This window comes from Klebsiella pneumoniae complex sp. WS1778, assembly GCF_049472055.1.
In the GTDB taxonomy this organism is placed as follows: domain Bacteria; phylum Pseudomonadota; class Gammaproteobacteria; order Enterobacterales; family Enterobacteriaceae; genus Klebsiella; species Klebsiella quasipneumoniae.
The window spans coordinates 305,818-325,635 of sequence record NZ_JBKGTJ010000003.1 but is presented as its reverse complement, the minus strand read 5'-3'; the positions used below and the strand labels follow the sequence as shown (position 1 = coordinate 325,635).

The window sequence follows — 19,818 nt, the reverse complement described above, 5'->3', positions numbered from 1 at the left end:
GACGCCCCCTGAACGAATTTTAGTTAGTGTAATGTCGGTTTGCGGACTTCCGGTGCGGTTGGCTGCTGACGCGCAAAGGTGTCGTGGCACAGCAGTGCGGCAACGCGGACATACTCGATAATCTCCTCCAGAGACATCTCCAGCTCTTCCTGATCTTCGTCTTCATCGTAGCCTAGCTGGGCAATATTACGCAGATCGTCAATCGCTTCCCCGGTTTCGTCTTTCACTTTATCCAGCTTCGGCTGGCTCACGCCAAGGCCAAGAAGGAAGTGGTTGACCCAGCCGGCGAGAGCGTCGGCGCGATCAAAGACGCTCACCGCATCGCCTTCCGGCAGATACAGTTGAAAGAGGAAGCCGTCGTCATCCAGTGAGTCGCTGATGGCGGAATGCATGTTACGCAGCGCCTGGGCCAGCTCATGGCCGAAGGCGAGACCTTCGTTGGTCAGGTCGTGCACCAGCGGCTGCCAGCTGCTGTCCGTGTTGCCGCCGCACAGCAATCCGCTGATCAAACCGTGCATCTCGGCCGGGGTAAGCCCTACCCCTTGTTGGTTCAGTAACTGGTCTACATCGTTGTAACCAGGCATTTCGTTCTGTATAGACATGCGCATTCGTCATCGTTGGGAGGAATATTCATGGTATGCTACCACTTTGGACCCTGGTGAACCAGAATAGGGCTTGTATCTTCGCACCAGGGTAGCTATAGTGTCGCCCCTTCGCAGACCCGGGTCAGGGTGTGAAGGCAGCGCAGTCAATCAGCAGGAAGGTGGCATGTCTGCACAACCCGTAGATCTCCAAATTTTCGGCCGTTCACTGCGAGTGAATTGCCCGCCTGAACAAAGGGATGCCCTGAATCAGGCAGCTGAAGACCTTAATCAGCGGTTGCAAGATTTAAAAGAACGCACTAGAGTCACAAATACTGAGCAGCTGGTCTTCATCGCCGCGTTGAACATCAGCTATGAGTTGACTCAGGAAAAAGCGAAGACCCGCGACTACGCTTCCAGCATGGAGCAGCGCATTCGCATGCTTCAGCAGACCATCGAGCAAGCATTGCTTGAGCAAGGTCGCATAAGCGAAAGACCAGGGTCGAAGTTTGAATAACACTTTGCAGTTAACTGTGTTAGAGTAACTCCAGGAACAAAATTTCTCTGAGATGTTTGCAAGCGGGCCAGTCCCCTGAGCCGATATTTCATACCACAAGAATGTGGCGCTCCACGGTTGGTGAGCATGCTCGGTCCGTCCGAGAAGCCTTAAAACCGTGACGACACATTCACCTTGAACCAAGGGTTCAAGGGTTACAGCCTGCGGCGGCATCTCGGAGATTCCCTTCCTCACTTCGCATTATTTCCCCACACCTGTTTTCGGCTGACGCCGCACTGTATTACACTGCTTTCTATTGTTTCGCCTGCTCGCCATGAGACCTGCATGACCCTACAGCCCGATACCCTGCTTTCCCGCCAGCATATTCGCCAGCAGATCCGCGAGCGTCGACGCGCGCTCAGCCCTGAGCAACAGCGGCAGTTTGCCCTGCAGGCCGCAGAGCGAATGATGGCCTGGCCGCCGGTGGTTCTCGCCCACACCGTGGCGCTGTTTCTCTCCTTTGACGGCGAGCTGGACACCCAACCGCTGATTGACCAGCTCTGGCGGGCCGGCAAGCGGGTGTATCTCCCGGTGCTGCATCCGTTTAGCCACGGTAACCTGTTGTTTTTACATTACCATCCGCAGAGCGAACTGATAGTGAATCGCCTGAAGATCCGTGAACCGAAGCTCGACGTGCGCGACGTGCTGCCGCTCGCTGATCTCGATGTGCTGGTCACCCCGCTGGTGGCCTTCGATGCCGGCGGACAACGGCTGGGGATGGGTGGCGGTTTTTACGACCGGACGCTGCAAAACTGGCAGCAGTATCGCCTGCAGCCGGTGGGCTACGCGCACGACTGCCAGCAGGTGGACACCCTGCCGAGCGAAGAGTGGGATATCCCGCTGCCGGCGGTGATCACCCCGGGCAAAACCTGGTGTTGGTAGGTACGTGGGGAGAAGAATTTCTGCCTGGAAGGTGTTAACAAAAAAACGGGCAGGCACGCGACCTGCCCGAGAGGCAAAAATGGTTAGAACAGCAGACGGGCGCGGATAGTCCCCGGGATCGCTTTCATCGCCTGCAGCGCCTGCTGGGCAACATCTTCTTCCGCTTCGATATCAATAACCACGTAACCCATCTGCGGCGACGTTTGCAGATACTGGGCGGCAATATTGATGCTCTGCGCGGCGAAGATCTGGTTGATGGCGGTCAGGACGCCCGGCCGGTTCTCATGGATGTGCAGCAGACGGCGTCCACCGTGCAGCGGCAGAGAAACTTCCGGGAAGTTGACCGCCGACAGGGTAGACCCGTTGTCAGAGTACTTCGCCAGCTTGCCGGCCACTTCCAGACCGATGTTCTCCTGCGCTTCCTGAGTGGAGCCACCGATATGCGGCGTCAGGATCACGTTATCAAACTCGCACAGCGGCGAAGTGAAGGGGTCGCTGTTGGTCGCGGGTTCGGTCGGGAAGACGTCGATCGCCGCCCCGGCCAGATGCTTACTCGCCAGCGCATCGCATAGCGCCGGAATATCCACCACGGTACCACGGGAGGCGTTGATCAGCAGCGCGCCCGGCTTCATCAGCGCCAGCTCTTCCGCGCCCATCATATTTTTGGTGGAGGCGTTTTCCGGCACGTGCAGGCTGACCACATCACTCATGTTCAGCAGGTCGGAGAGATGCTGTACCTGAGTGGCGTTGCCCAGCGGCAGTTTGTTTTCAATATCATAGAAGAAGACATGCATCCCCAGCGATTCCGCCAGAATGCCGAGCTGGGTGCCGATGTGGCCGTAACCGATAATCCCCAGTTTCTTGCCGCGCGCTTCAAAGCTCCCCACCGCCAGCTTATTCCATACGCCGCGATGCGCCTTGGCGTTGGCTTCCGGCACGCCGCGCAGCAGCAGCAGCAGCTCACCGATCACCAGCTCGGCCACCGAACGGGTATTGGAGAATGGCGCGTTAAACACCGGAATACCGCGTTTCGCGGCGGCGTCCAGATCGACCTGGTTGGTACCGATGCAGAAGCAGCCGACGGCAACCAGTTTTTCCGCCGCGGCGAAAATCTCTTCAGTCAGGTGGGTACGGGAACGCAGGCCGATGAAATGGGCATCACGGATCGACGCTTTCAGCTGTTCGGAATCCAGCGCGCCTTTATGAAATTCAATGTTGGTGTAACCTGCCGCGCGAAGGCTATCGATTGCCTTTTGATGCACACCTTCAACCAGCAGAAATTTAATCTTGTCTTTTTCCAGTGATACCTTAGCCATTTCCCCGTCCTGTTTTGTCTTAACTGATGTCGTGCTGAACGAAAGTTCGTCTCAGCAACATATCAAAAAAAACTATCGCGGCAATATGAACGTTTGCGTCGCTGTCCTGAAGAAATGTCATTCAGAAGGAAATGGCAGGACAAAACACCAGAAAGATAATGAACGGTAGCGCGTTAATCAGAATGGTTGCACAAATGTGACAGAAGTCACTAAATTGCGCCAGGTGAAAAAATATTTGCGAGGGAGCCGGTTGGCTCCCTGCGGACAGACTATTTTACGATGGTTTTCACACCGTCAGCGGTGCCGATCAGCGCCACGTCGGCGCCGCGGTTGGCGAACAGCCCCACGGTCACGACGCCAGGAATGCCGTTAATCGCGTTTTCCAGCGCGATAGCATCGAGAATTTCCAGGCCGTGCACGTCAAGGATCACGTTGCCGTTATCGGTCACCACGCCCTGACGGTATTCCGGACGGCCGCCCAACTTGACCAGCTGGCGCGCCACGGCGCTGCGCGCCATCGGAATGACCTCAACCGGCAGCGGGAATTTACCCAGAATATCGACCTGCTTGGAGGCATCGGCGATGCAGATAAATTTATCCGCTACCGAGGCGATGATCTTCTCACGGGTCAGCGCCGCGCCGCCGCCTTTGATCATCTGCATGTGGCCGTTGATCTCATCCGCGCCGTCAACGTAGATCCCCAGGCGATCGACGCTGTTGAGATCGAAGACGGTGATCCCGAGGCTTTTCAGCTTCTCGGTGGAGGCATCGGAGCTGGAAACCGCCCCTTCGATTTGCCCCTTCATGGTGCCCAGCGCGTCAATAAAATGGGCCGCCGTCGAGCCGGTGCCTACGCCCACAATGGTCCCTGGCTGTACGTATTGCAGCGCCGCCCAACCTACCGCTTTTTTCAGTTCATCCTGCGTCATAATTATGGTCCGAGATGTGAATGCCTGTGGCGCATTATAGAACATCGACAGTGGAAATGTCCCTGCGATGCAGATCACACAACAGAGCAGACCAATTTCGTCTGTATCAAATAAAAATTTATGTCATAGTGCGAGATAACGATTAGTTATGGGGGCACGCCAGAATAATGAAACGACCGGACTACAGGACACTACAAGCGCTGGACGCGGTGATTAGAGAACGAGGATTTGAGCGCGCCGCGCAGAAGCTATGTATTACCCAGTCCGCCGTCTCACAGCGTATTAAGCAACTGGAAAATATGTTCGGCCAGCCGCTGCTGGTACGTACCGTGCCGCCGCGCCCAACCGAGCAAGGGCAAAAATTGCTGGCGCTGTTGCGCCAGGTTGAACTGCTGGAGGAAGAGTGGCTGGGGGACGAGCAGACTGGCTCCACGCCGCTGCTGCTGTCGCTGGCGGTGAACGCCGACAGTCTGGCGACCTGGCTGCTGCCGGCGCTGGCTAATGTGCTGTCGGACTCCCCTATTCGTCTCAACCTGCAGGTGGAAGATGAAACCCGCACCCAGGAACGCCTGCGCCGTGGCGAAGTGGTCGGCGCGGTAAGTATCCAGCCACAGGCGCTGCCAAGCTGCCTGGTGGATCAGCTCGGCGCGCTCGATTACCTGTTTGTCGCCTCAAAAGAGTTTGCGCAACGCTATTTCCCCAACGGCGTAACGCGCTCGGCGCTGCTGAAAGCGCCGGTCGTCGCTTTCGATCATCTGGATGATATGCATCAGGCATTTCTGCAGCAAAACTTCGACCTGCCGCCGGGTAGCGTCCCCTGCCATATCGTCAACTCGTCGGAAGCCTTCGTCCAGCTGGCGCGCCAGGGCACCACCTGCTGCATGATCCCCCATCTGCAGATCGAAAAAGAGCTCAACAGCGGCGAGCTTATCGACCTCACTCCCGGCCTGTTTCAGCGCCGTATGCTTTACTGGCACCGCTTTGCCCCGGAAAGCCGCATGATGCGCCGGGTGACCGATGCGCTCATCGACTACGGCCACAAGGTGCTGCGTCAGGATTAAGCCGCGGGCATAAAAAAAGCCACTTCGCTGAAGTGGCTTTTTTGTTTCTATCGCTTACTGGGCCGGTTTCGGCGCTTCAGCCGGTTTCGCCGGCGTGGCCGGGGCCGCAGCCTGCGCCGGCTGCAGTTCAAACACGACGTCGACCTGGTCGTCAAACTGGATGGTGGCCTGCTCGTAGGTTTCCTGGGCGGAAACCGGCGCAGCGTCAGCGGCCTTCATCATGCGAACCATCGGGCTCGGCTGATAATTAGAGACGTGGTAGCGCACGCTGTACACCGGACCCAGCTTGCTGTGGAAACCTGCGGCCAGCTCCTGCGCCTGATGCACGGCGTCGTCGATCGCCGCTTTACGCGCTTTATCTTTGTAGGCGTCCGGTTGCGCAACGCCCAGCGAGACGGAGCGAATTTCGTTCAGACCGGCTTTCAGGGCGCCGTCCAGCAGACCGTTGAGTTTATCCAGCTGGCGCAAGGTCACTTCGACAGTGCGCACCGCGCGGTAGCCTTTGAGAATGCTTTTCCCGTTCTGATAGTCGTAATCAGGTTGAGTGCGCAGATTCGCCGAGTTGATGTCTTTTTTCGCAATGCCGCTCTTTTCGAGGAAAGAGAGGTATTGCGCAACGCGATCGTCAGCCTGTTTTTTTGCCGATGCGGCATCTTTTGCCGCCACGTTCACTTCGATCGCCAGGGTGGCGATATCCGGAACCGCAGCAACGCTTGCTGTGCCTGAAGTCACAATATGCGGACCGTCCGGCAATTCGCTGGCCTGTGCCGCCATCGTGCTAAATCCGAGTGTTGCCGCCAGGGCTAAGACTTTTAACTTCACTGTCGTTTCTCCATGTTACTTAAATCGCCCTTACGGGACGCATGCCAGCAAGCTTAGCGCGTACAGCGGGAAAGTCCATCGGACAACGCTTAGTTGAGCAACGCCTGGATATGGCCGACGCCCTCTTTTGCCAGCTGAAACGCAATAAACCACATGACGGCGCCGACCACAATGTTGATGATCCGCTGGGCTCTGGCGGTACGCAGCCGCGGCGCCAGCCATGCGGCCAACAGCGCCAGACCAAAGAACCACAGGAAAGAGGCGCTAATGGTTCCCAGCGCAAACCAGCGCTTCGGCTCCATCGCCAGCTGGCCTCCCAGGCTGCCCAACACCACAAAGGTATCCAGATAAACGTGCGGATTCAGCCAGGTGACCGCCAGCATAGTGATAATGATTTTCCAGCGCCCCTGCTGCATCACCTCGGCGCTGGCGAGCTCAAGATTCTGGCTGAACGCTGTTTTCAATGCGCCAAAGCCGTACCACAGTAAAAAGGCCACGCCGCCCCAGGTCACGAGCGCCAGTAGCCAGGGGGACTGCATCAGCAGCGCGCTGCCGCCAAAAATGCCGGCGCAGATCAGCAGCAAGTCGCTGACGGCGCACAGCAAGGCAATCATCAGGTGATACTGACGACGGATCCCCTGGTTCATCACGAAAGCATTTTGGGGGCCAAGCGGCAAAATCATTGCCGCTCCCAGGGCAAGGCCCTGAAAGTAATAGGTAAACATGAGGATTTTTCCGCTGTGTTCGAGAGTGGCGCTGACTATAACGCGAATAAATTATTAGCGGAAATTGAAAGTATTAATCATTAATAAGCAAAGCTAATAATGAGCCATTAAAAAAGGCCGGCATCGCCGGCCTGAGTCACTGAGTGGCGGTTTACTCGGCTTTTTCCGGCAGACGCACCACATGAACATCCATCTGCGGATAAGGGAAGCTGATGCCGTTGGCGTCAAATTCACGCTTGATGCGCTCGAGGATATCCCAGTAGACGTTTTGCAGATCGCTGCTTTTGCTCCAGACGCGCACCACGAAGTTCACCGACGAAGCGCCGAGTTCGTTCAGGCGAACCGTCATTTCCCGATCGCGCAGAATACGATCGTCAGATTCGATAATCGAGGTCAGGAGCTGCTTCACCTTGTCGATATCGGCATCGTAAGAGACGCCGATAATAAACTCATTGCGGCGCGCCGGTTCACGGGAGAAGTTAATGATGTTGCCGGCGATGATTTTGCCGTTCGGCACCACCACCACTTTACCGTCGGCGGTACGCAGGGTAGTGGAGAAAATCTGTACGTTAAGCACCGTACCCGCTACACCACCAAGGTCGACATACTCGCCGGCGCGGAAAGGGCGGAACATCACCAGCAGTACGCCAGCCGCGAGGTTAGACAGTGATCCCTGCAGCGCCAGACCGACGGCTAAACCCGCGGCGCCCAGCACCGCAATGACCGAGGCGGTCTGCACGCCCACGCGTCCCAGGGCGGCAATCAGCGTAAAGGCGATAACCGCATAGCGCACCAGCGCGGAGAGGAAATCGGCAACGGTGGCGTCAATTTTACGCGCCAGCATCAGGCGGTTGACGGTATTAGAGACGACGCGCGCCACGATCATCCCGACGATCAGGATAGCGATAGCCGCGACGATGTTGACGGCATAGCTCAGCAGCAGCTCCTGGTTGCGTGCCAGCCACGTCCCGGCGTGGTTGATGCTATCGACAACGTTCAAATCTTCCATTTAACATTCCTTATGAATCCCCCAGGGGGAAGTAAATAACTCAGCCTGCGACAGGGCAGTCAGGTTATAGGGTAAACAATAAGTGCACGTTTTGCCAAATGGATCACAGTTTTCTGCTGAGCTATCCTGTTGTTAAGATAATAAAAAAGCCCGCATTGCTGCGGGCTTCGGGGTAAGAAACAGATTTTTCTTACAGAACGTCGATCGCGTTCAGCTCTTTAAATGCCTGCTCCAGACGAGTCACCATGGAAGTCTGTGCAGCACGCAGCCATACGCGCGGGTCGTAGTATTTCTTGTTCGGCTGGTCTTCGCCTTTCGGGTTGCCCAGCTGGCCCTGCAGGTAAGCTTCGTTCGCTTTGTAGTACTGCAGTATACCGTCCCAGGTTGCCCACTGGGTGTCGGTATCGATGTTCATTTTCACTACGCCGTAGCTGACGGAGTCTTTGATTTCCTGAGCGGAAGAACCGGAACCGCCGTGGAAGACGAAGTTCAGGCTGTTGTGCGGCAGGTTGTGTTTCTTGGAAACATATTCCTGAGAATCGCGCAGGATAGTCGGGGTCAGAACGACGTTACCCGGTTTGTACACGCCGTGTACGTTACCGAAGGAAGCGGCGATGGTGAAGCGCGGGCTGATTTTGCTCAGCTCGGTGTACGCGTAATCCACGTCTTCCGGCTGGGTGTACAGGGCGGAAGCGTCCATGTGGCTGTTGTCCACGCCGTCTTCTTCGCCACCGGTGCAACCCAGTTCGATTTCCAGGGTCATGTCCATTTTGGCCATGCGCGCCAGGTATTTAGAGCAGATTTCGATGTTTTCGTGCAGGGACTCTTCAGACAGGTCGATCATGTGAGAAGAGAACAGCGGTTTGCCGGTAGCGGCGAAGTGTTTTTCACCCGCGTCCAGCAGGCCGTCGATCCACGGCAGCAGTTTCTTCGCGCAGTGGTCAGTGTGCAGGATAACCGGCACGCCGTAGTGCTCAGCCATCTGGTGCACGTGGTGCGCGCCAGAGATAGCGCCGAGGATAGCAGCACCCTGAGGAACGTCAGTTTTCACGCCTTTACCTGCGATGAACGCTGCGCCGCCGTTAGAGAACTGAACGATAACCGGAGAGCGTACTTTCGCAGCAGCTTCCAGAACGGCGTTGATGGAGTCAGTCCCTACGCAGTTTACCGCCGGCAGTGCAAAGTTGTTTTCTTTCGCTACCTGGAACACTTTCTGAACGTCGTCGCCAGTGATGACGCCCGGTTTTACGAAATCAAAAATTTTAGACATGTTACTTAGTCCTGTATCTGTATCTTCGACCGTTGAAGAAGGTTCGCGAGCCCTTAAGCGCGCTGAAAAACAGGCGGGTTTCCCCGCCTGAACTGAATTACTGCTTAGCGCGCTCTTCGAGCATCGCTACTGCCGGCAGGACTTTGCCTTCGACGAATTCAAGGAACGCGCCGCCGCCAGTGGAGATGTAGGAAATTTTGTCAGCGATACCGAACAGGTCGATCGCTGCCAGGGTGTCACCGCCGCCGGCGATGGAGAAACCTTCGCTGTCCGCGATAGCGTTAGCCACGATTTCAGTCCCTTTACGGAAGTTCGGGAATTCGAATACGCCAACCGGGCCGTTCCACAGAATGGTTTTGGCGTTCTTCAGAATTTCAGCCAGTTTCTGTGCGGAAACGTCGCCAAGGTCCAGAATCTGCTCATCATCTTTGATGTCGTTAACAGATTTCAGAGTCGCCGTTGCGGTTTCGGAGAACTCGGTCGCGACGCGAACGTCAGTCGGAACCGGGATATCGCAGGTGCTCAGCAGGCGCTTGGCTTCATCAACCAGGTCCGCTTCGTACAGGGATTTGCCGACGTTGTGGCCCTGGGCGGCAACGAAGGTGTTAGCGATACCGCCGCCGACGATCAGCTGGTCAGCGATTTTAGACAGGGAATCCAGCACGGTCAGCTTAGTGGATACTTTAGAACCACCGACGATAGCGACCATCGGACGAGCCGGCTCTTTCAGCGCTTTACCCAGCGCGTCCAGTTCAGCGGCCAGCAGCGGGCCTGCGCACGCCACGTCAGCAAATTTGCCGATACCGTGGGTGGAAGCCTGCGCGCGGTGCGCGGTACCGAAGGCGTCCATCACGAACACGTCGCACAGCGCGGCGTATTTTTTAGACAGCGCTTCGTCGTCTTTTTTCTCGCCTTTGTTAAAGCGAACGTTTTCCAGCACCACCAGCTCGCCGGCAGCCACTTCAACGCCGTCCAGGTAGTCTTTAACCAGACGTACCGGGTTGGACAGTTTGTCTTTCAGGTAATTAACAACCGGCAGCAGAGAGAATTCTTCGTTGTACTCGCCTTCGGTCGGACGACCCAGGTGGGAGGTTACCATCACTTTCGCGCCCTGCTTCAGCGCCAGTTCGATGGTCGGCAGAGATGCACGGATACGCGCGTCGCTGGTTACTTTCCCGTCTTTAACTGGTACGTTCAGATCCGCACGGATAAAAACGCGTTTACCAGCCAGATCCAGATCGGTCATCTTAATTACAGACATGGTGAATCCTCTCGTTGATTCATAAAGTTTTGTCGACGTTTACGCGTCGAACCTGAAACCAATAGCCGCCATCGCTAACGTCGTGTCGAGCATTCGGTTAGCAAAGCCCCATTCGTTATCGCACCAGACCAGCGTTTTGATCAGATGCGCGCCACTGACCCGGGTTTGCGTGCCATCAACAATAGCACTGTGCGGATCGTGGTTAAAATCTGTCGAGACCAACGGTAATTCCGTATAGTCAACTATACCATGAAATGCACCTTGTGCTGCTTTTTGCAGCAACTGGTTGACTTCACATGCTTTTACCGGTTTTTTAACCGTCACGCTCAGGTCAATTGCCGTCACGTTTATCGTCGGCACCCGCACGGCAATCGCTTCAAAACGGTCGTTAAACTGCGGGAAAATACGGGTTATCCCTGCCGCCAGTTTGGTATCCACCGGAATGATCGACTGGCTGGCCGCGCGGGTACGCCGGAGATCCGGATGATAGGCGTCAATCACCTGCTGGTCATGCATCGCCGAGTGAATGGTGGTGACGGTGCCGGACTCGATGCCATAGGCATCATCTAACAGTTTAATGATCGGAATAATGCAGTTGGTGGTACAGGAGGCGTTGGAGACAATACGGTGCTCGGCGCGGAGTTCATCCTGATTGACGCCATACACCACCGTCGCGTCGAGGTCGTTGCCGCCGGGATGGGAGAAGAGCACTTTCTTCGCCCCCGCCTGCAGGTGCGCCTCACCGTGCTCACGGCTTCCGTAAACGCCGGTGCAGTCGAGCACCACGTCTACCGCCAGCTCGCGCCAGGGCAGCGCCGCAATGGTCGGCTCGTGCAGCAGACGGATGGCATCATCGCCAACAAACAACTGCTCGCGCTCCTGACGAACATCCCAGGCGAAACGGCCATGGCTGGTGTCATATTTCAACAGATGCGCGATGCCCTCAGCATCCGCCAGCTCATTGATTGCCACCACGGTGATTTCCGCACGGCGCCCGGATTCATATAGCGCACGAACCACATTGCGTCCAATACGACCGAAGCCATTAATCGCGATGCGAATGGTCATAGATCTCCTGCAAGGCTGTCCCTGTGATGAGGTGGCTGACAGAGTAATCCAGCTACGCTCTGAGGGAAACCTTACCAGCTGCAAACTGCGACTGATTGATTAATTGTCGAACATTTAAACGACTGAAACGCTTCAGCTAGAATAAGCCAAACGAGGAATAAAAGGAATGTTTGTCCAGCGCAATAAACCAGCTATATGACTCACATCACATTTTTGCTGGAATAATTTACAACCGTATTACATGGTTCAGGAATAGCAGATACAAAAAAGCCGGGTGACGAGGTAAAAGCAAAAACGGTAACCCTTGGGTTACCGTTTTTGGTGCTTGCCCCCTCTCCTGTGGGAGAGGGTTGGGGTGAGGGCATTAGCCCGCACCGTACCAGCGATTACAGCAGCGCTTTCGCTTTAGCGACCACATTGTCGACGGTGAAGCCGAACTCTTCGAACAGCTGCTCAGCCGGCGCAGACTCACCGAAGGTGGTCATGCCAACGATAGCGCCGTTCAGGCCAACATATTTGAACCAGTAGTCAGCGATACCCGCTTCCACAGCAACGCGCGCGGTCACGGCTTTCGGCAGTACGGATTCACGATAAGCCGCATCCTGCTTGTCGAACGCGTCGGTGGACGGCATGGAGACCACGCGCGCCTTCACGCCTTCGGCGGTCAGTTTGTCCCACGCGGCAACCGCCAGCTCAACTTCCGAACCGGTGGCGATGAAGATCAGCTCCGGCTGGCCGGCGCAATCTTTCAGCACGTAACCGCCGCGGGCCACGTTCGCCAGCTGCTCTGCGGTACGCTCCTGCTGCGCCAGGTTCTGACGGGACAGGATCAGCGCGGTCGGGCCGTCCTGACGCTCAACGCCATATTTCCACGCAATCGCGGATTCCACCTGGTCACACGGACGCCAGGTGGACATGTTCGGGGTCACGCGCAGGGAAGCCACCTGCTCTACCGGCTGGTGAGTCGGGCCATCTTCGCCCAGACCGATGGAGTCATGGGTGTAGACCATCACCTGACGCTGCTTCATCAGCGCCGCCATACGTACCGCGTTACGCGCATATTCCACGAACATCAGGAAGGTGGAGGTGTACGGCAGGAAACCGCCGTGCAGCGCGATACCGTTGGCGATAGCGGTCATACCGAACTCACGCACGCCGTAGTGAATGTAGTTACCGGCAGTATCTTCATTGATCGGCTTAGAACCAGACCACAGGGTCAGGTTAGATGGCGCGAGATCTGCGGAGCCACCGAGGAATTCCGGCAGCAGCGGACCGAACGCTTCGATGGCGTTCTGAGAGGCTTTACGGCTGGCGATTTTCGCCGGGTTGGCCTGCAGCTTCGCGATGAACTCGTTGGCTTTCGCGTCGAAGTCAGACGGCATCTCGCCTTTCATACGACGGGTGAATTCGGCGGCTTCCTGCGGGAAAGCTTTGGCGTAGGCAGCGAACTTCTCATTCCAGGCCGCTTCTTTCGCCTGGCCAGCTTCTTTGGCATCCCACTGCGCATAGATGTCAGACGGGATGTCAAACGGCGCGTGTTTCCAACCCAGCGCTTCGCGGGTCAGGGCGATTTCGGCGTCGCCCAGCGGCGCGCCGTGGGAGTCGTGGGTACCGGCTTTGTTCGGCGAACCGAAACCGATGATGGTTTTGCACATCAGCAGGGATGGTTTGTCGGTAACCGCGCGCGCTTCTTCTACCGCGCGTTTGATGGCGTCAGCGTCGTGACCGTCAACGCCGCGCACCACGTGCCAGCCGTAGGCTTCAAAGCGTTTGGCGGTATCGTCGGTGAACCAGCCTTCAACGTGGCCGTCGATGGAGATGCCGTTGTCATCATAGAAGGCCACCAGTTTGCCCAGCTTCAGGGTACCAGCCAGGGAGCACACTTCGTGAGAAATGCCTTCCATCATGCAGCCATCGCCCATGAAAGCGTAGGTGTAGTGGTCGACGATGTCGTGCCCCGGACGGTTGAACTGCGCCGCCAGAGTTTTCTCGGCGATAGCCATCCCGACCGCGTTAGCGATACCCTGGCCCAGCGGACCGGTAGTGGTTTCCACGCCCGCGGTGTAGCCGACTTCCGGGTGGCCCGGCGTTTTAGAGTGCAGCTGGCGGAAGTTTTTCAGCTCTTCAATCGGCAGATCGTAGCCAGTGAGGTGCAGCAGGCTGTAAATCAGCATCGAACCATGGCCATTGGACAGTACAAAACGGTCACGGTCAGCCCAGGCCGGATTGTTCGGGTTATGGTTCAGGAAATCACGCCACAGCACTTCGGCAATGTCAGCCATACCCATCGGGGCACCCGGGTGGCCGGATTTGGCTTTCTGTACAGCGTCCATGCTCAGCGCACGAATAGCGTTAGCAAGCTCTTTACGTGAGGACATTTTGACTCCAGTTCGGACTGTTGAAGGCCATGCCCTTAACGACTTGACGAGAGCGCGTTTTGGGCTACGCCGGAAAAAAGTGTGAACAATGTAACCCAAGCGACAAGTCATGTACATGGAGCATCCTTTTGCCCTTTAAGAAATCTCTGGAACAGGTTGTGCTACGCCGGAATCCGCTCGCCCGTATCCTGCGATACTCTTTATAATTTACGCAGAATACGGTTCCCTGCCGTCGCCGTATTGTCGGATAAACAACCATAAGATTGTGGAAGATAAAAAAATGAAAATTCGCTCAACCGTACTTGCTCTTGGGATCGCAGCAACGCTCACCGGATGTCAGAACATGGACTCCAACGGTCTGCTCAGCTCAGGGGCCGAAGCCTTCCAGGCATACTCCCTCAGCGACGCGCAGGTGAAAACCTTAAGCGACCAGGCCTGTAAAGAGATGGACGCCAAAGCGAAAATCGCCCCGGCCAGCAGTGAATACAGCCAGCGGCTGAACAAAATCGCGGCTGCGCTGGGCGATAACATCAATGGTCAGCCCGTGAACTACAAGGTCTATGAGACCAAGGATGTCAACGCCTTCGCCATGGCCAACGGCTGCATCCGCGTCTACAGCGGGCTGATGGATCTGATGAACGATAATGAAGTCGAGGCGGTGATCGGCCACGAAATGGGCCACGTCGCGCTGGGCCACGTGAAGAAAGGGATGCAGGTTGCCCTGGGCACCAACGCCGTGCGCGCGGCGGCGGCCTCCGCCGGCGGCATCGTCGGCAGCCTGTCCCAGTCGCAGCTCGGCGATCTGGGTGAAAAACTGGTGAACTCGCAGTTCTCCCAGCGCCAGGAATCGGAAGCGGACGACTACTCTTACGACCTGCTGCGTAAGCGCGGCATCAATCCGTCGGGACTGGCCACCAGCTTCGAAAAACTGGCCAAGCTGGAAGCCGGCCGTCAGAGCTCGATGTTTGACGATCACCCGGCATCGGAAGCCCGCGCGCAGCATATTCGCGATCGCATGAAGGCCGACGGGATTAAATAACCGCCAGCGGGAGGCATGTCTGCCTCCCTTTTTTATCTACCAGTAAAAATATTTAGCCGCATCAATTGATAATTTAAGCGCACAAACCGTTAATTATGATTGCACCTCGTCGCAGCCAATTATTTTATATGCTGTTACTCAGCAATATATTATTTGGCAAATGAAAAACGGCGTACGCAATCCGCCTTTCAGAACCGGGTTCGACCAAATATTAAATAGTCCACCCCTCTTCGCCAAACGCAGCCAGCGCGCGCCACACCGCTTGTTTCCTGCCGATACCATTGCTCACACAATGATTGCTTTCGACATTATTTCAGGAGAATATCGCGATTGCAGTGATTCCCTTGAATATATCGACAGACAGAGAAGTGCCCTCAGTGAAAAAAGAATTACCATTCATCGCACTTGGCATTATTGCCGCCGCACCGGCTTTCGCCAGCCAACAATCGACCAGCCAGGGCTTTATTGACGACAGTCATCTGGATCTCTTTTTACGTAACGCTTATATCAAACGCGATTATCGCGATGGGCTGCCGGATAAAGCCGAATGGGGCCAGGGAATTATCGCCACCTTCGAGTCCGGCTTTACTCAAGGGCCGGTCGGCTTCGGCGTTGACGGCATTGCGCAGTACGCCGTGCGCCTCGACGGCGGCCGCGGCCGTAGCGGCGCGGGCGGTATCGACTTTTTCGCCCAGGATGACGACGGCCGGGCAAAATCCGACCTCGCGAAATTCGGCGCCACCGGCAAAATGCGCTTTTCGAATACCGTGCTCAGCTACGGCAGCCAGCGCCCAATGCTGCCCATCGTCTACGCCGACGACTCGCGACTGCTGTACGAGAGCTATACCGGTACCATGCTGACCTCAAGAGAAATCGACGGTCTGGACATTAACGCCGGCTACCTGACCGATCAGCAGCGTAAAAGTGACGACAGCCACAACAGCGGTCTGAAAAGCCTCACCTTCGGCGGGGCAAGCTACCGGTTCAACGACCAGCTCAGCGGCGCGCTGTACGCGTCGCATGTCGAAGATGTGCTGAACAAACAGTATCTTGGCCTCAACTTTAAGCAGCCGTTCGCCGCCAGCCAGCAGCTGATTCTCGATTTCAACGGCTATCACTCACGTCTGGATCAAGAATATGCCGATGCCAATGACACCGGACGCAGTAACAACATCTGGAGTCTGGCCGCCAGCTATATCTGGGATATTCACACCTTTAAAGTCGCTTACCAGCAAAGCAGCGGCAGCACCGGCTACCACTATGGCGGCTACCAGAACCAGGGCGGCGTCGGCGATGGCGGGAACACCATCTGGCTGGCCAACTCCTACTGGTCTGATTTTAACGGGGAAGATGAACGTTCCTGGCAGGCATCGTACGGACTGGATTTTGCCGGGCTGGGGCTACCGGGGCTGACCTGGACCACCGCCTACGTGCGCGGGGATAATATTAAAACGTCAGAGACCAGCAACGGCAAAGAACACGAATGGTTCAATCAGGTTCAATACCAGGTGCAAAACGGGGCGGCGAAAGATTTGAAATTCAGACTCCGGTATTCGGTACTGCGGGTTTCCAGCAACGCCAGCGACTATAACGTCAGCGGCAATGAAGTGCGGTTCTACGTCGAATATCCGTTTAACGTGTTTTAAGCACGTCATGAACCCTCTCCTGCGGGTCGGCCCTCTCCCGGCGCGCAGGAGCAACCGTCCGGCGCCTTGATTAACCCCCTGTGCCGTACGGTACCCTCTCCCCGGAAGGGAGAGGGTTGGGGTCACTGTGTTATCATTAATACAGCGTCTTCTGCGGCGGGCCGGCAAAGCGCAGCGCGCCAATCTGGCCCATCTTCACTTCCACCACCGATGGCCCCGGCATCGCCAGCGCCTCGGTCATCACCGCCTGAAAATCCTCAGCCCGATCCACGCTCCACGCCTGCAGACCCATCGCCTGCGCCAGCAGGGTAAAGTCCGGCGTGTGCAGCTCGTTGTAATACTGGCGACCGCCAAAGTACTTATCCTGAATACCGCGCATTACGCCGTAGCCGCCGTCGTTCATAATCAACAGCGTCACGTTGGCCTTCTCCTGCGCCAGAGTCGCCACTTCGCCAAGGTTCAGGCTCAGGCCGCCGTCGCCGACCAGGCCGACCACTTTCCGTTGCGGATTGGCAATCGCGGTGCCCACCGCCATCGGCAGCCCCATACCGATGGCTCCGGCCAGAGAATGGATATTCATCAGCGGACCGTGAGCGCGGAACAGACGGCTGCCCCACAGGCTGCCGGAAACGGTAATATCGCGCACCAGAATGCCGTCATCGGGCAGCGCCTGCGCAATCGCGTCATTCAATTTAGCGTAAGCGCCGCACTGGTCGCGCAGCCCCTGCTCCGCCGCCTCTACCGCCTCTTTAAGTTGGCTATCCCAATGCGCATCGCCCCACATCCGGCCCTGTACCCGCTTCGCCAGCGCGTCTAATAAAGCGCGGCAGTCCGCCACCAGCGTGTTGTCCATCAGGTAGTTACGGCTGGCCGCCGCCGGGTCGATATCAATCTGCACCCTCGGCGTGGGCAGCGCCAGCGTCCACGAGCGCGTTTCGTTGCTGCGCAGCCGGGAACCGGCCACAAGTGTGAAATCACATTGTGAAATCAGCGCTTCAACCGAGGGAGAATTATGAAACGCGCGCAAGCTGGCGCGATGGCTGTCTGCCAGAATGCCGCGGCCGTGGGTGCTGGAGATCACCGTCACCCCGGCATCCGCCAGCGTCTTCACCGCCTCGCCGCTCTCTAACGCGCCGCCGCCAAGCCACAGCAAGGGCCGCTTCGCCTGCTTAAGCTGCGCCCACAGCGCATCGACCATCGCCGGTTCCGGCTCAACCGCCGGAGCGCGTTTCAGCGGCGCGGTCAGCAGTGAAAACGGTATTTTGGCGCTCTGAATGTCGATTGGGATCTCCACCGAGACCGGGCCGCACGGCGGCGTCTGCGCCTCCTGAATCGCCTTATGCAGGATAGCCACCGCCTGGTTGGCGTTGCTAATGCGGTAAGCGCGCTTCGAACTGGCTTTCAGAAAGGTCAACTGATCGCGGGTTTCGTGAATAAAACCGGTGTCGGCGTCCAGCCAGGCTTTTTCGACCTGTCCGGTCAGGTGCAGCAGCGGCGTACCGGCGTTCATCGCCTCAACCAGCGCGCCGACCGCATTACCTGCCCCCGCGCCGGTACTGGTCAGCGCCACGCCGAGCCCTGAAAAACGGCCGTGGGCGTCAGCCATGGTCACCGAGCCCGCTTCACCTCGCGCCGGAACAAAGCGGATTTTTTCCCGCTGGCCGACGGCATCGGCGATCGGCAGGTTATGGATAGAAATGACGCCATAAATGGCTTCAACGTGATACTGCTCCAGCGTTCTGGCGATGGCATCGCCGACGGTTATCATTTCGCTCATTGCTCACCCTTTCTCAGTCGCACCAGTGGTTGACGCTATTACCCGTCGCCAGATAAATGCTCTTTTGCTGCATCCAGGCCTTCAGCCCCTGGATCCCTTTTTCGCGGCCCAGACCGCTCTCTTTAAAGCCCCCAAACGGGGTCGAAATGGAGAAAACTTTGTAGGTGTTGATCCACACCGTACCGGCTTCCAGCTGCTCGCTCAGACGCAGCGCGCGGCCGGTATCGCGCGTCCAGATCCCCGCCGCCAGCCCAAAGACCGAATCATTGGCCTCACGGATTAACGCCGCTTCATCGCGAAAACGCATCGCCACCAGTACCGGCCCGAAGATCTCTTCCTGGCAAACGCGGGCCTGATTGTTCAGCCCTTCAATGATGGTCGGCAGGAAATAGCTGCCTGCCGCCAGTGCCGGATCCGCCGGGATCTCGCCGCCGCATAGCACCCTGCCGCCTTCGCGTTTCGCCAGCTCGACGTACTCCTGCACGCTCTGGCGGTGTTTATCGTTGATCAGCGGCCCGACGTGGGTGCCAGCGTTGAACGGGTGACCAACCCGCAGCCCTTGGGTTAACTCCAGCAGGCGGGCCATTAATTGCGGGTACACTCTGTCATGAACAAACAGCCGCGAGCCGGCAATACAGGCCTGGCCGCCGGAGCTGAAAATGCCGTAGCAGATGCCCCGCGCCGCCTGTTCGATATCGGCATCTTCCAGCACGATGGTCGGTGATTTGCCGCCCAGCTCCAGCGACGCCGGGATCAGTTTTTCCGCCGCCACATGCGCCAGGTGACGTCCGGTGGTGGTGCCGCCGGTAAAGGAAATTTTGCGCACCTTAGGATGGCGGGCCAGCGCATCGCCGATAATCGATCCTTTACCCGGCAGCACGCTCAGCAGTCCGGCGGGTAAACCGGCCTGCTCAAAGATCTTCGCCAGCTCCAGCGCCATCAGCGGCGTGGCTTCCGCCGGTTTGAGGATCACCGCATTTCCGGCGGCGATCGCCGGGGCCACCTTCTGCATTTCGCTGGCGATCGGCGAGTTCCACGGGGTGATCGCCGCCACCACGCCCAGCGGCTCATAGCGGCTCAGGGTCAATAGATCCGCCTGCCGCGGCGTCGGCAGCTCGCCCTCCAGCAGTTCACAGGCGGCGGCAAAATAGCGCGCCGTCCCCGCCGCGCTCATCACCAGTCCCCGCGCCTCCGCCAGCGGCTTACCGTTATCGCGGCTCTGCTTTTGGCTTAACTCATCAAGTTGCACCTCTATCAGTTCCGCGACCTTATGCAGGATCTTCGCCCGCTGATGCGGCAGCATCGCCCGCCACGTTGGCTCCCGCCAGGCGCGGTCGGCACAGTCGATCGCCTCCTGCAGATCATCGAGGCTTGCCGCATGCAGCGCCGCGTTAATAGCGCCATCCGCCGGAAACTGGCTGTGCATCAAATTGCCGCCGCCGCGACGCCACTGGCCGCCGATAAAAATGTCTAATTCGTCCATCTCAGCCTCTCTGCG

Annotated in this window: 17 protein-coding genes and 1 other RNA gene; 6 read left to right on the top strand and 12 right to left on the bottom strand. The window is 57.3% G+C overall.

Annotated elements, in window-relative coordinates; genetic code table 11:
* Positions 1-23: 23 nt before the first annotated feature.
* Positions 24-602 carry a YecA family protein gene (locus tag ACLEXF_RS16125; protein ID WP_002916486.1) on the bottom strand — a complete coding sequence of 193 codons (579 nt, stop codon included), beginning with the start codon at positions 600-602 and terminating at the stop codon, positions 24-26.
* A 166-nt stretch (positions 603-768) separates the two neighbouring features.
* Between ACLEXF_RS16125 and zapA the strand changes: the two genes are divergently transcribed.
* The 3 genes from zapA (at position 769) to ACLEXF_RS16110 (ending at position 2,019) form a co-directional block, all read left to right on the top strand.
* Positions 769-1,098, top strand: a complete 330-nt coding sequence (gene zapA, locus ACLEXF_RS16120; RefSeq protein ID WP_004205298.1) for a cell division protein ZapA — start codon at positions 769-771, stop codon at positions 1,096-1,098.
* Between the two features lie 41 nt (positions 1,099-1,139).
* A non-coding RNA gene (gene ssrS / locus ACLEXF_RS16115) (6S RNA) lies at positions 1,140-1,323 on the top strand.
* A 99-nt stretch (positions 1,324-1,422) separates the two neighbouring features.
* Positions 1,423-2,019, top strand: a complete 597-nt coding sequence (locus ACLEXF_RS16110; RefSeq protein ID WP_048295581.1) for a 5-formyltetrahydrofolate cyclo-ligase — start codon at positions 1,423-1,425, stop codon at positions 2,017-2,019.
* Positions 2,020-2,102: 83 nt separating this feature from the next.
* Here ACLEXF_RS16110 and serA read toward each other — a convergent pair whose 3' ends face one another.
* On the bottom strand, positions 2,103-3,335 hold the full coding sequence (gene serA / locus ACLEXF_RS16105) for a phosphoglycerate dehydrogenase (protein ID WP_043520934.1): 1,233 nt from the start codon (positions 3,333-3,335) through the stop codon (positions 2,103-2,105).
* 269 nt (positions 3,336-3,604) lie between these two features.
* Positions 3,605-4,264, bottom strand: coding sequence for a ribose-5-phosphate isomerase RpiA (gene rpiA, locus ACLEXF_RS16100; RefSeq protein WP_002916495.1), 660 nt, complete (start codon positions 4,262-4,264; stop codon positions 3,605-3,607).
* Positions 4,265-4,431: 167 nt separating this feature from the next.
* On the opposite strand from rpiA, the gene argP reads away from it, so the two are divergent.
* A complete protein-coding gene (gene argP, locus ACLEXF_RS16095; RefSeq protein ID WP_002916497.1) occupies positions 4,432-5,325 on the top strand; it encodes a DNA-binding transcriptional regulator ArgP in 894 nt (297 codons plus the stop codon).
* 54 nt (positions 5,326-5,379) lie between these two features.
* On the opposite strand, the gene ACLEXF_RS16090 is transcribed toward argP, so the two are convergent.
* The 7 genes from ACLEXF_RS16090 to tkt form a co-directional block, all read right to left on the bottom strand.
* Positions 5,380-6,147, bottom strand: a complete 768-nt coding sequence (locus ACLEXF_RS16090) for an oxidative stress defense protein (RefSeq protein WP_004205295.1) — start codon at positions 6,145-6,147, stop codon at positions 5,380-5,382.
* 89 nt (positions 6,148-6,236) lie between these two features.
* Positions 6,237-6,872 carry an arginine exporter ArgO gene (gene argO, locus ACLEXF_RS16085; RefSeq protein WP_004205294.1) on the bottom strand — a complete coding sequence of 212 codons (636 nt, stop codon included), beginning with the start codon at positions 6,870-6,872 and terminating at the stop codon, positions 6,237-6,239.
* A gap of 151 nt (positions 6,873-7,023) precedes the next feature.
* On the bottom strand, positions 7,024-7,881 hold the full coding sequence (locus ACLEXF_RS16080; RefSeq protein WP_017899785.1) for a small-conductance mechanosensitive channel MscS: 858 nt from the start codon (positions 7,879-7,881) through the stop codon (positions 7,024-7,026).
* A 190-nt stretch (positions 7,882-8,071) separates the two neighbouring features.
* Positions 8,072-9,151 (bottom strand): class II fructose-bisphosphate aldolase, encoded by a 1,080-nt coding sequence (gene fbaA, locus ACLEXF_RS16075; RefSeq protein ID WP_004205292.1) that lies wholly within the window; start codon positions 9,149-9,151, stop codon positions 8,072-8,074.
* 97 nt (positions 9,152-9,248) lie between these two features.
* Positions 9,249-10,412: a phosphoglycerate kinase gene (pgk, locus tag ACLEXF_RS16070; protein WP_004205291.1), complete on the bottom strand. Its 1,164-nt coding sequence runs from the start codon at positions 10,410-10,412 to the stop codon at positions 9,249-9,251.
* 39 nt (positions 10,413-10,451) lie between these two features.
* On the bottom strand, positions 10,452-11,480 hold the full coding sequence (gene epd / locus ACLEXF_RS16065) for an erythrose-4-phosphate dehydrogenase (protein WP_407259591.1): 1,029 nt from the start codon (positions 11,478-11,480) through the stop codon (positions 10,452-10,454).
* A gap of 386 nt (positions 11,481-11,866) precedes the next feature.
* Positions 11,867-13,858, bottom strand: a complete 1,992-nt coding sequence (gene tkt / locus ACLEXF_RS16060) for a transketolase (RefSeq protein WP_017899782.1) — start codon at positions 13,856-13,858, stop codon at positions 11,867-11,869.
* A 280-nt stretch (positions 13,859-14,138) separates the two neighbouring features.
* On the opposite strand from tkt, the gene ACLEXF_RS16055 reads away from it, so the two are divergent.
* Both ACLEXF_RS16055 and ACLEXF_RS16050 read left to right on the top strand, forming a co-directional pair.
* Positions 14,139-14,897: a M48 family metallopeptidase gene (locus ACLEXF_RS16055; protein ID WP_017899781.1), complete on the top strand. Its 759-nt coding sequence runs from the start codon at positions 14,139-14,141 to the stop codon at positions 14,895-14,897.
* A gap of 377 nt (positions 14,898-15,274) precedes the next feature.
* Positions 15,275-16,543: an OprD family outer membrane porin gene (locus ACLEXF_RS16050; RefSeq protein ID WP_211777356.1), complete on the top strand. Its 1,269-nt coding sequence runs from the start codon at positions 15,275-15,277 to the stop codon at positions 16,541-16,543.
* A 136-nt stretch (positions 16,544-16,679) separates the two neighbouring features.
* Here the strand turns inward: ACLEXF_RS16050 and ACLEXF_RS16045 are convergent, their stop codons facing one another.
* Together ACLEXF_RS16045 and ACLEXF_RS16040 are read right to left on the bottom strand one after the other, a co-directional pair.
* Positions 16,680-18,320 carry a thiamine pyrophosphate-binding protein gene (locus tag ACLEXF_RS16045; RefSeq protein ID WP_049116101.1) on the bottom strand — a complete coding sequence of 547 codons (1,641 nt, stop codon included), beginning with the start codon at positions 18,318-18,320 and terminating at the stop codon, positions 16,680-16,682.
* Positions 18,321-18,333: 13 nt separating this feature from the next.
* Entirely contained in the window at positions 18,334-19,803 is a 1,470-nt protein-coding gene (locus ACLEXF_RS16040; RefSeq protein ID WP_004205148.1) for an aldehyde dehydrogenase, read from the bottom strand.
* Between the last annotated feature and the right edge of the window lie 15 nt (positions 19,804-19,818).

Bases quoted from the DNA above. Each gene is read 5' to 3' on its own strand.
- ACLEXF_RS16125 (WP_002916486.1), bottom strand. From the start codon at position 602: ATGTCTATACAGAACGAAATGCCTGGTTACAACGATGTAGACCAGTTA.
- zapA (WP_004205298.1), top strand. From the start codon at position 769: ATGTCTGCACAACCCGTAGATCTCCAAATTTTCGGCCGTTCACTGCGA.
- ACLEXF_RS16110 (WP_048295581.1), top strand. From the start codon at position 1,423: ATGACCCTACAGCCCGATACCCTGCTTTCCCGCCAGCATATTCGCCAG.
- serA (WP_043520934.1), bottom strand. From the start codon at position 3,335: ATGGCTAAGGTATCACTGGAAAAAGACAAGATTAAATTTCTGCTGGTT.
- rpiA (WP_002916495.1), bottom strand. From the start codon at position 4,264: ATGACGCAGGATGAACTGAAAAAAGCGGTAGGTTGGGCGGCGCTGCAA.
- argP (WP_002916497.1), top strand. From the start codon at position 4,432: ATGAAACGACCGGACTACAGGACACTACAAGCGCTGGACGCGGTGATT.
- argO (WP_004205294.1), bottom strand. From the start codon at position 6,872: ATGTTTACCTATTACTTTCAGGGCCTTGCCCTGGGAGCGGCAATGATT.
- ACLEXF_RS16080 (WP_017899785.1), bottom strand. From the start codon at position 7,881: ATGGAAGATTTGAACGTTGTCGATAGCATCAACCACGCCGGGACGTGG.
- fbaA (WP_004205292.1), bottom strand. From the start codon at position 9,151: ATGTCTAAAATTTTTGATTTCGTAAAACCGGGCGTCATCACTGGCGAC.
- pgk (WP_004205291.1), bottom strand. From the start codon at position 10,412: ATGTCTGTAATTAAGATGACCGATCTGGATCTGGCTGGTAAACGCGTT.
- epd (WP_407259591.1), bottom strand. From the start codon at position 11,480: ATGACCATTCGCATCGCGATTAATGGCTTCGGTCGTATTGGACGCAAT.
- tkt (WP_017899782.1), bottom strand. From the start codon at position 13,858: ATGTCCTCACGTAAAGAGCTTGCTAACGCTATTCGTGCGCTGAGCATG.
- ACLEXF_RS16055 (WP_017899781.1), top strand. From the start codon at position 14,139: ATGAAAATTCGCTCAACCGTACTTGCTCTTGGGATCGCAGCAACGCTC.
- ACLEXF_RS16045 (WP_049116101.1), bottom strand. From the start codon at position 18,320: ATGAGCGAAATGATAACCGTCGGCGATGCCATCGCCAGAACGCTGGAG.
- ACLEXF_RS16040 (WP_004205148.1), bottom strand. From the start codon at position 19,803: ATGGACGAATTAGACATTTTTATCGGCGGCCAGTGGCGTCGCGGCGGC.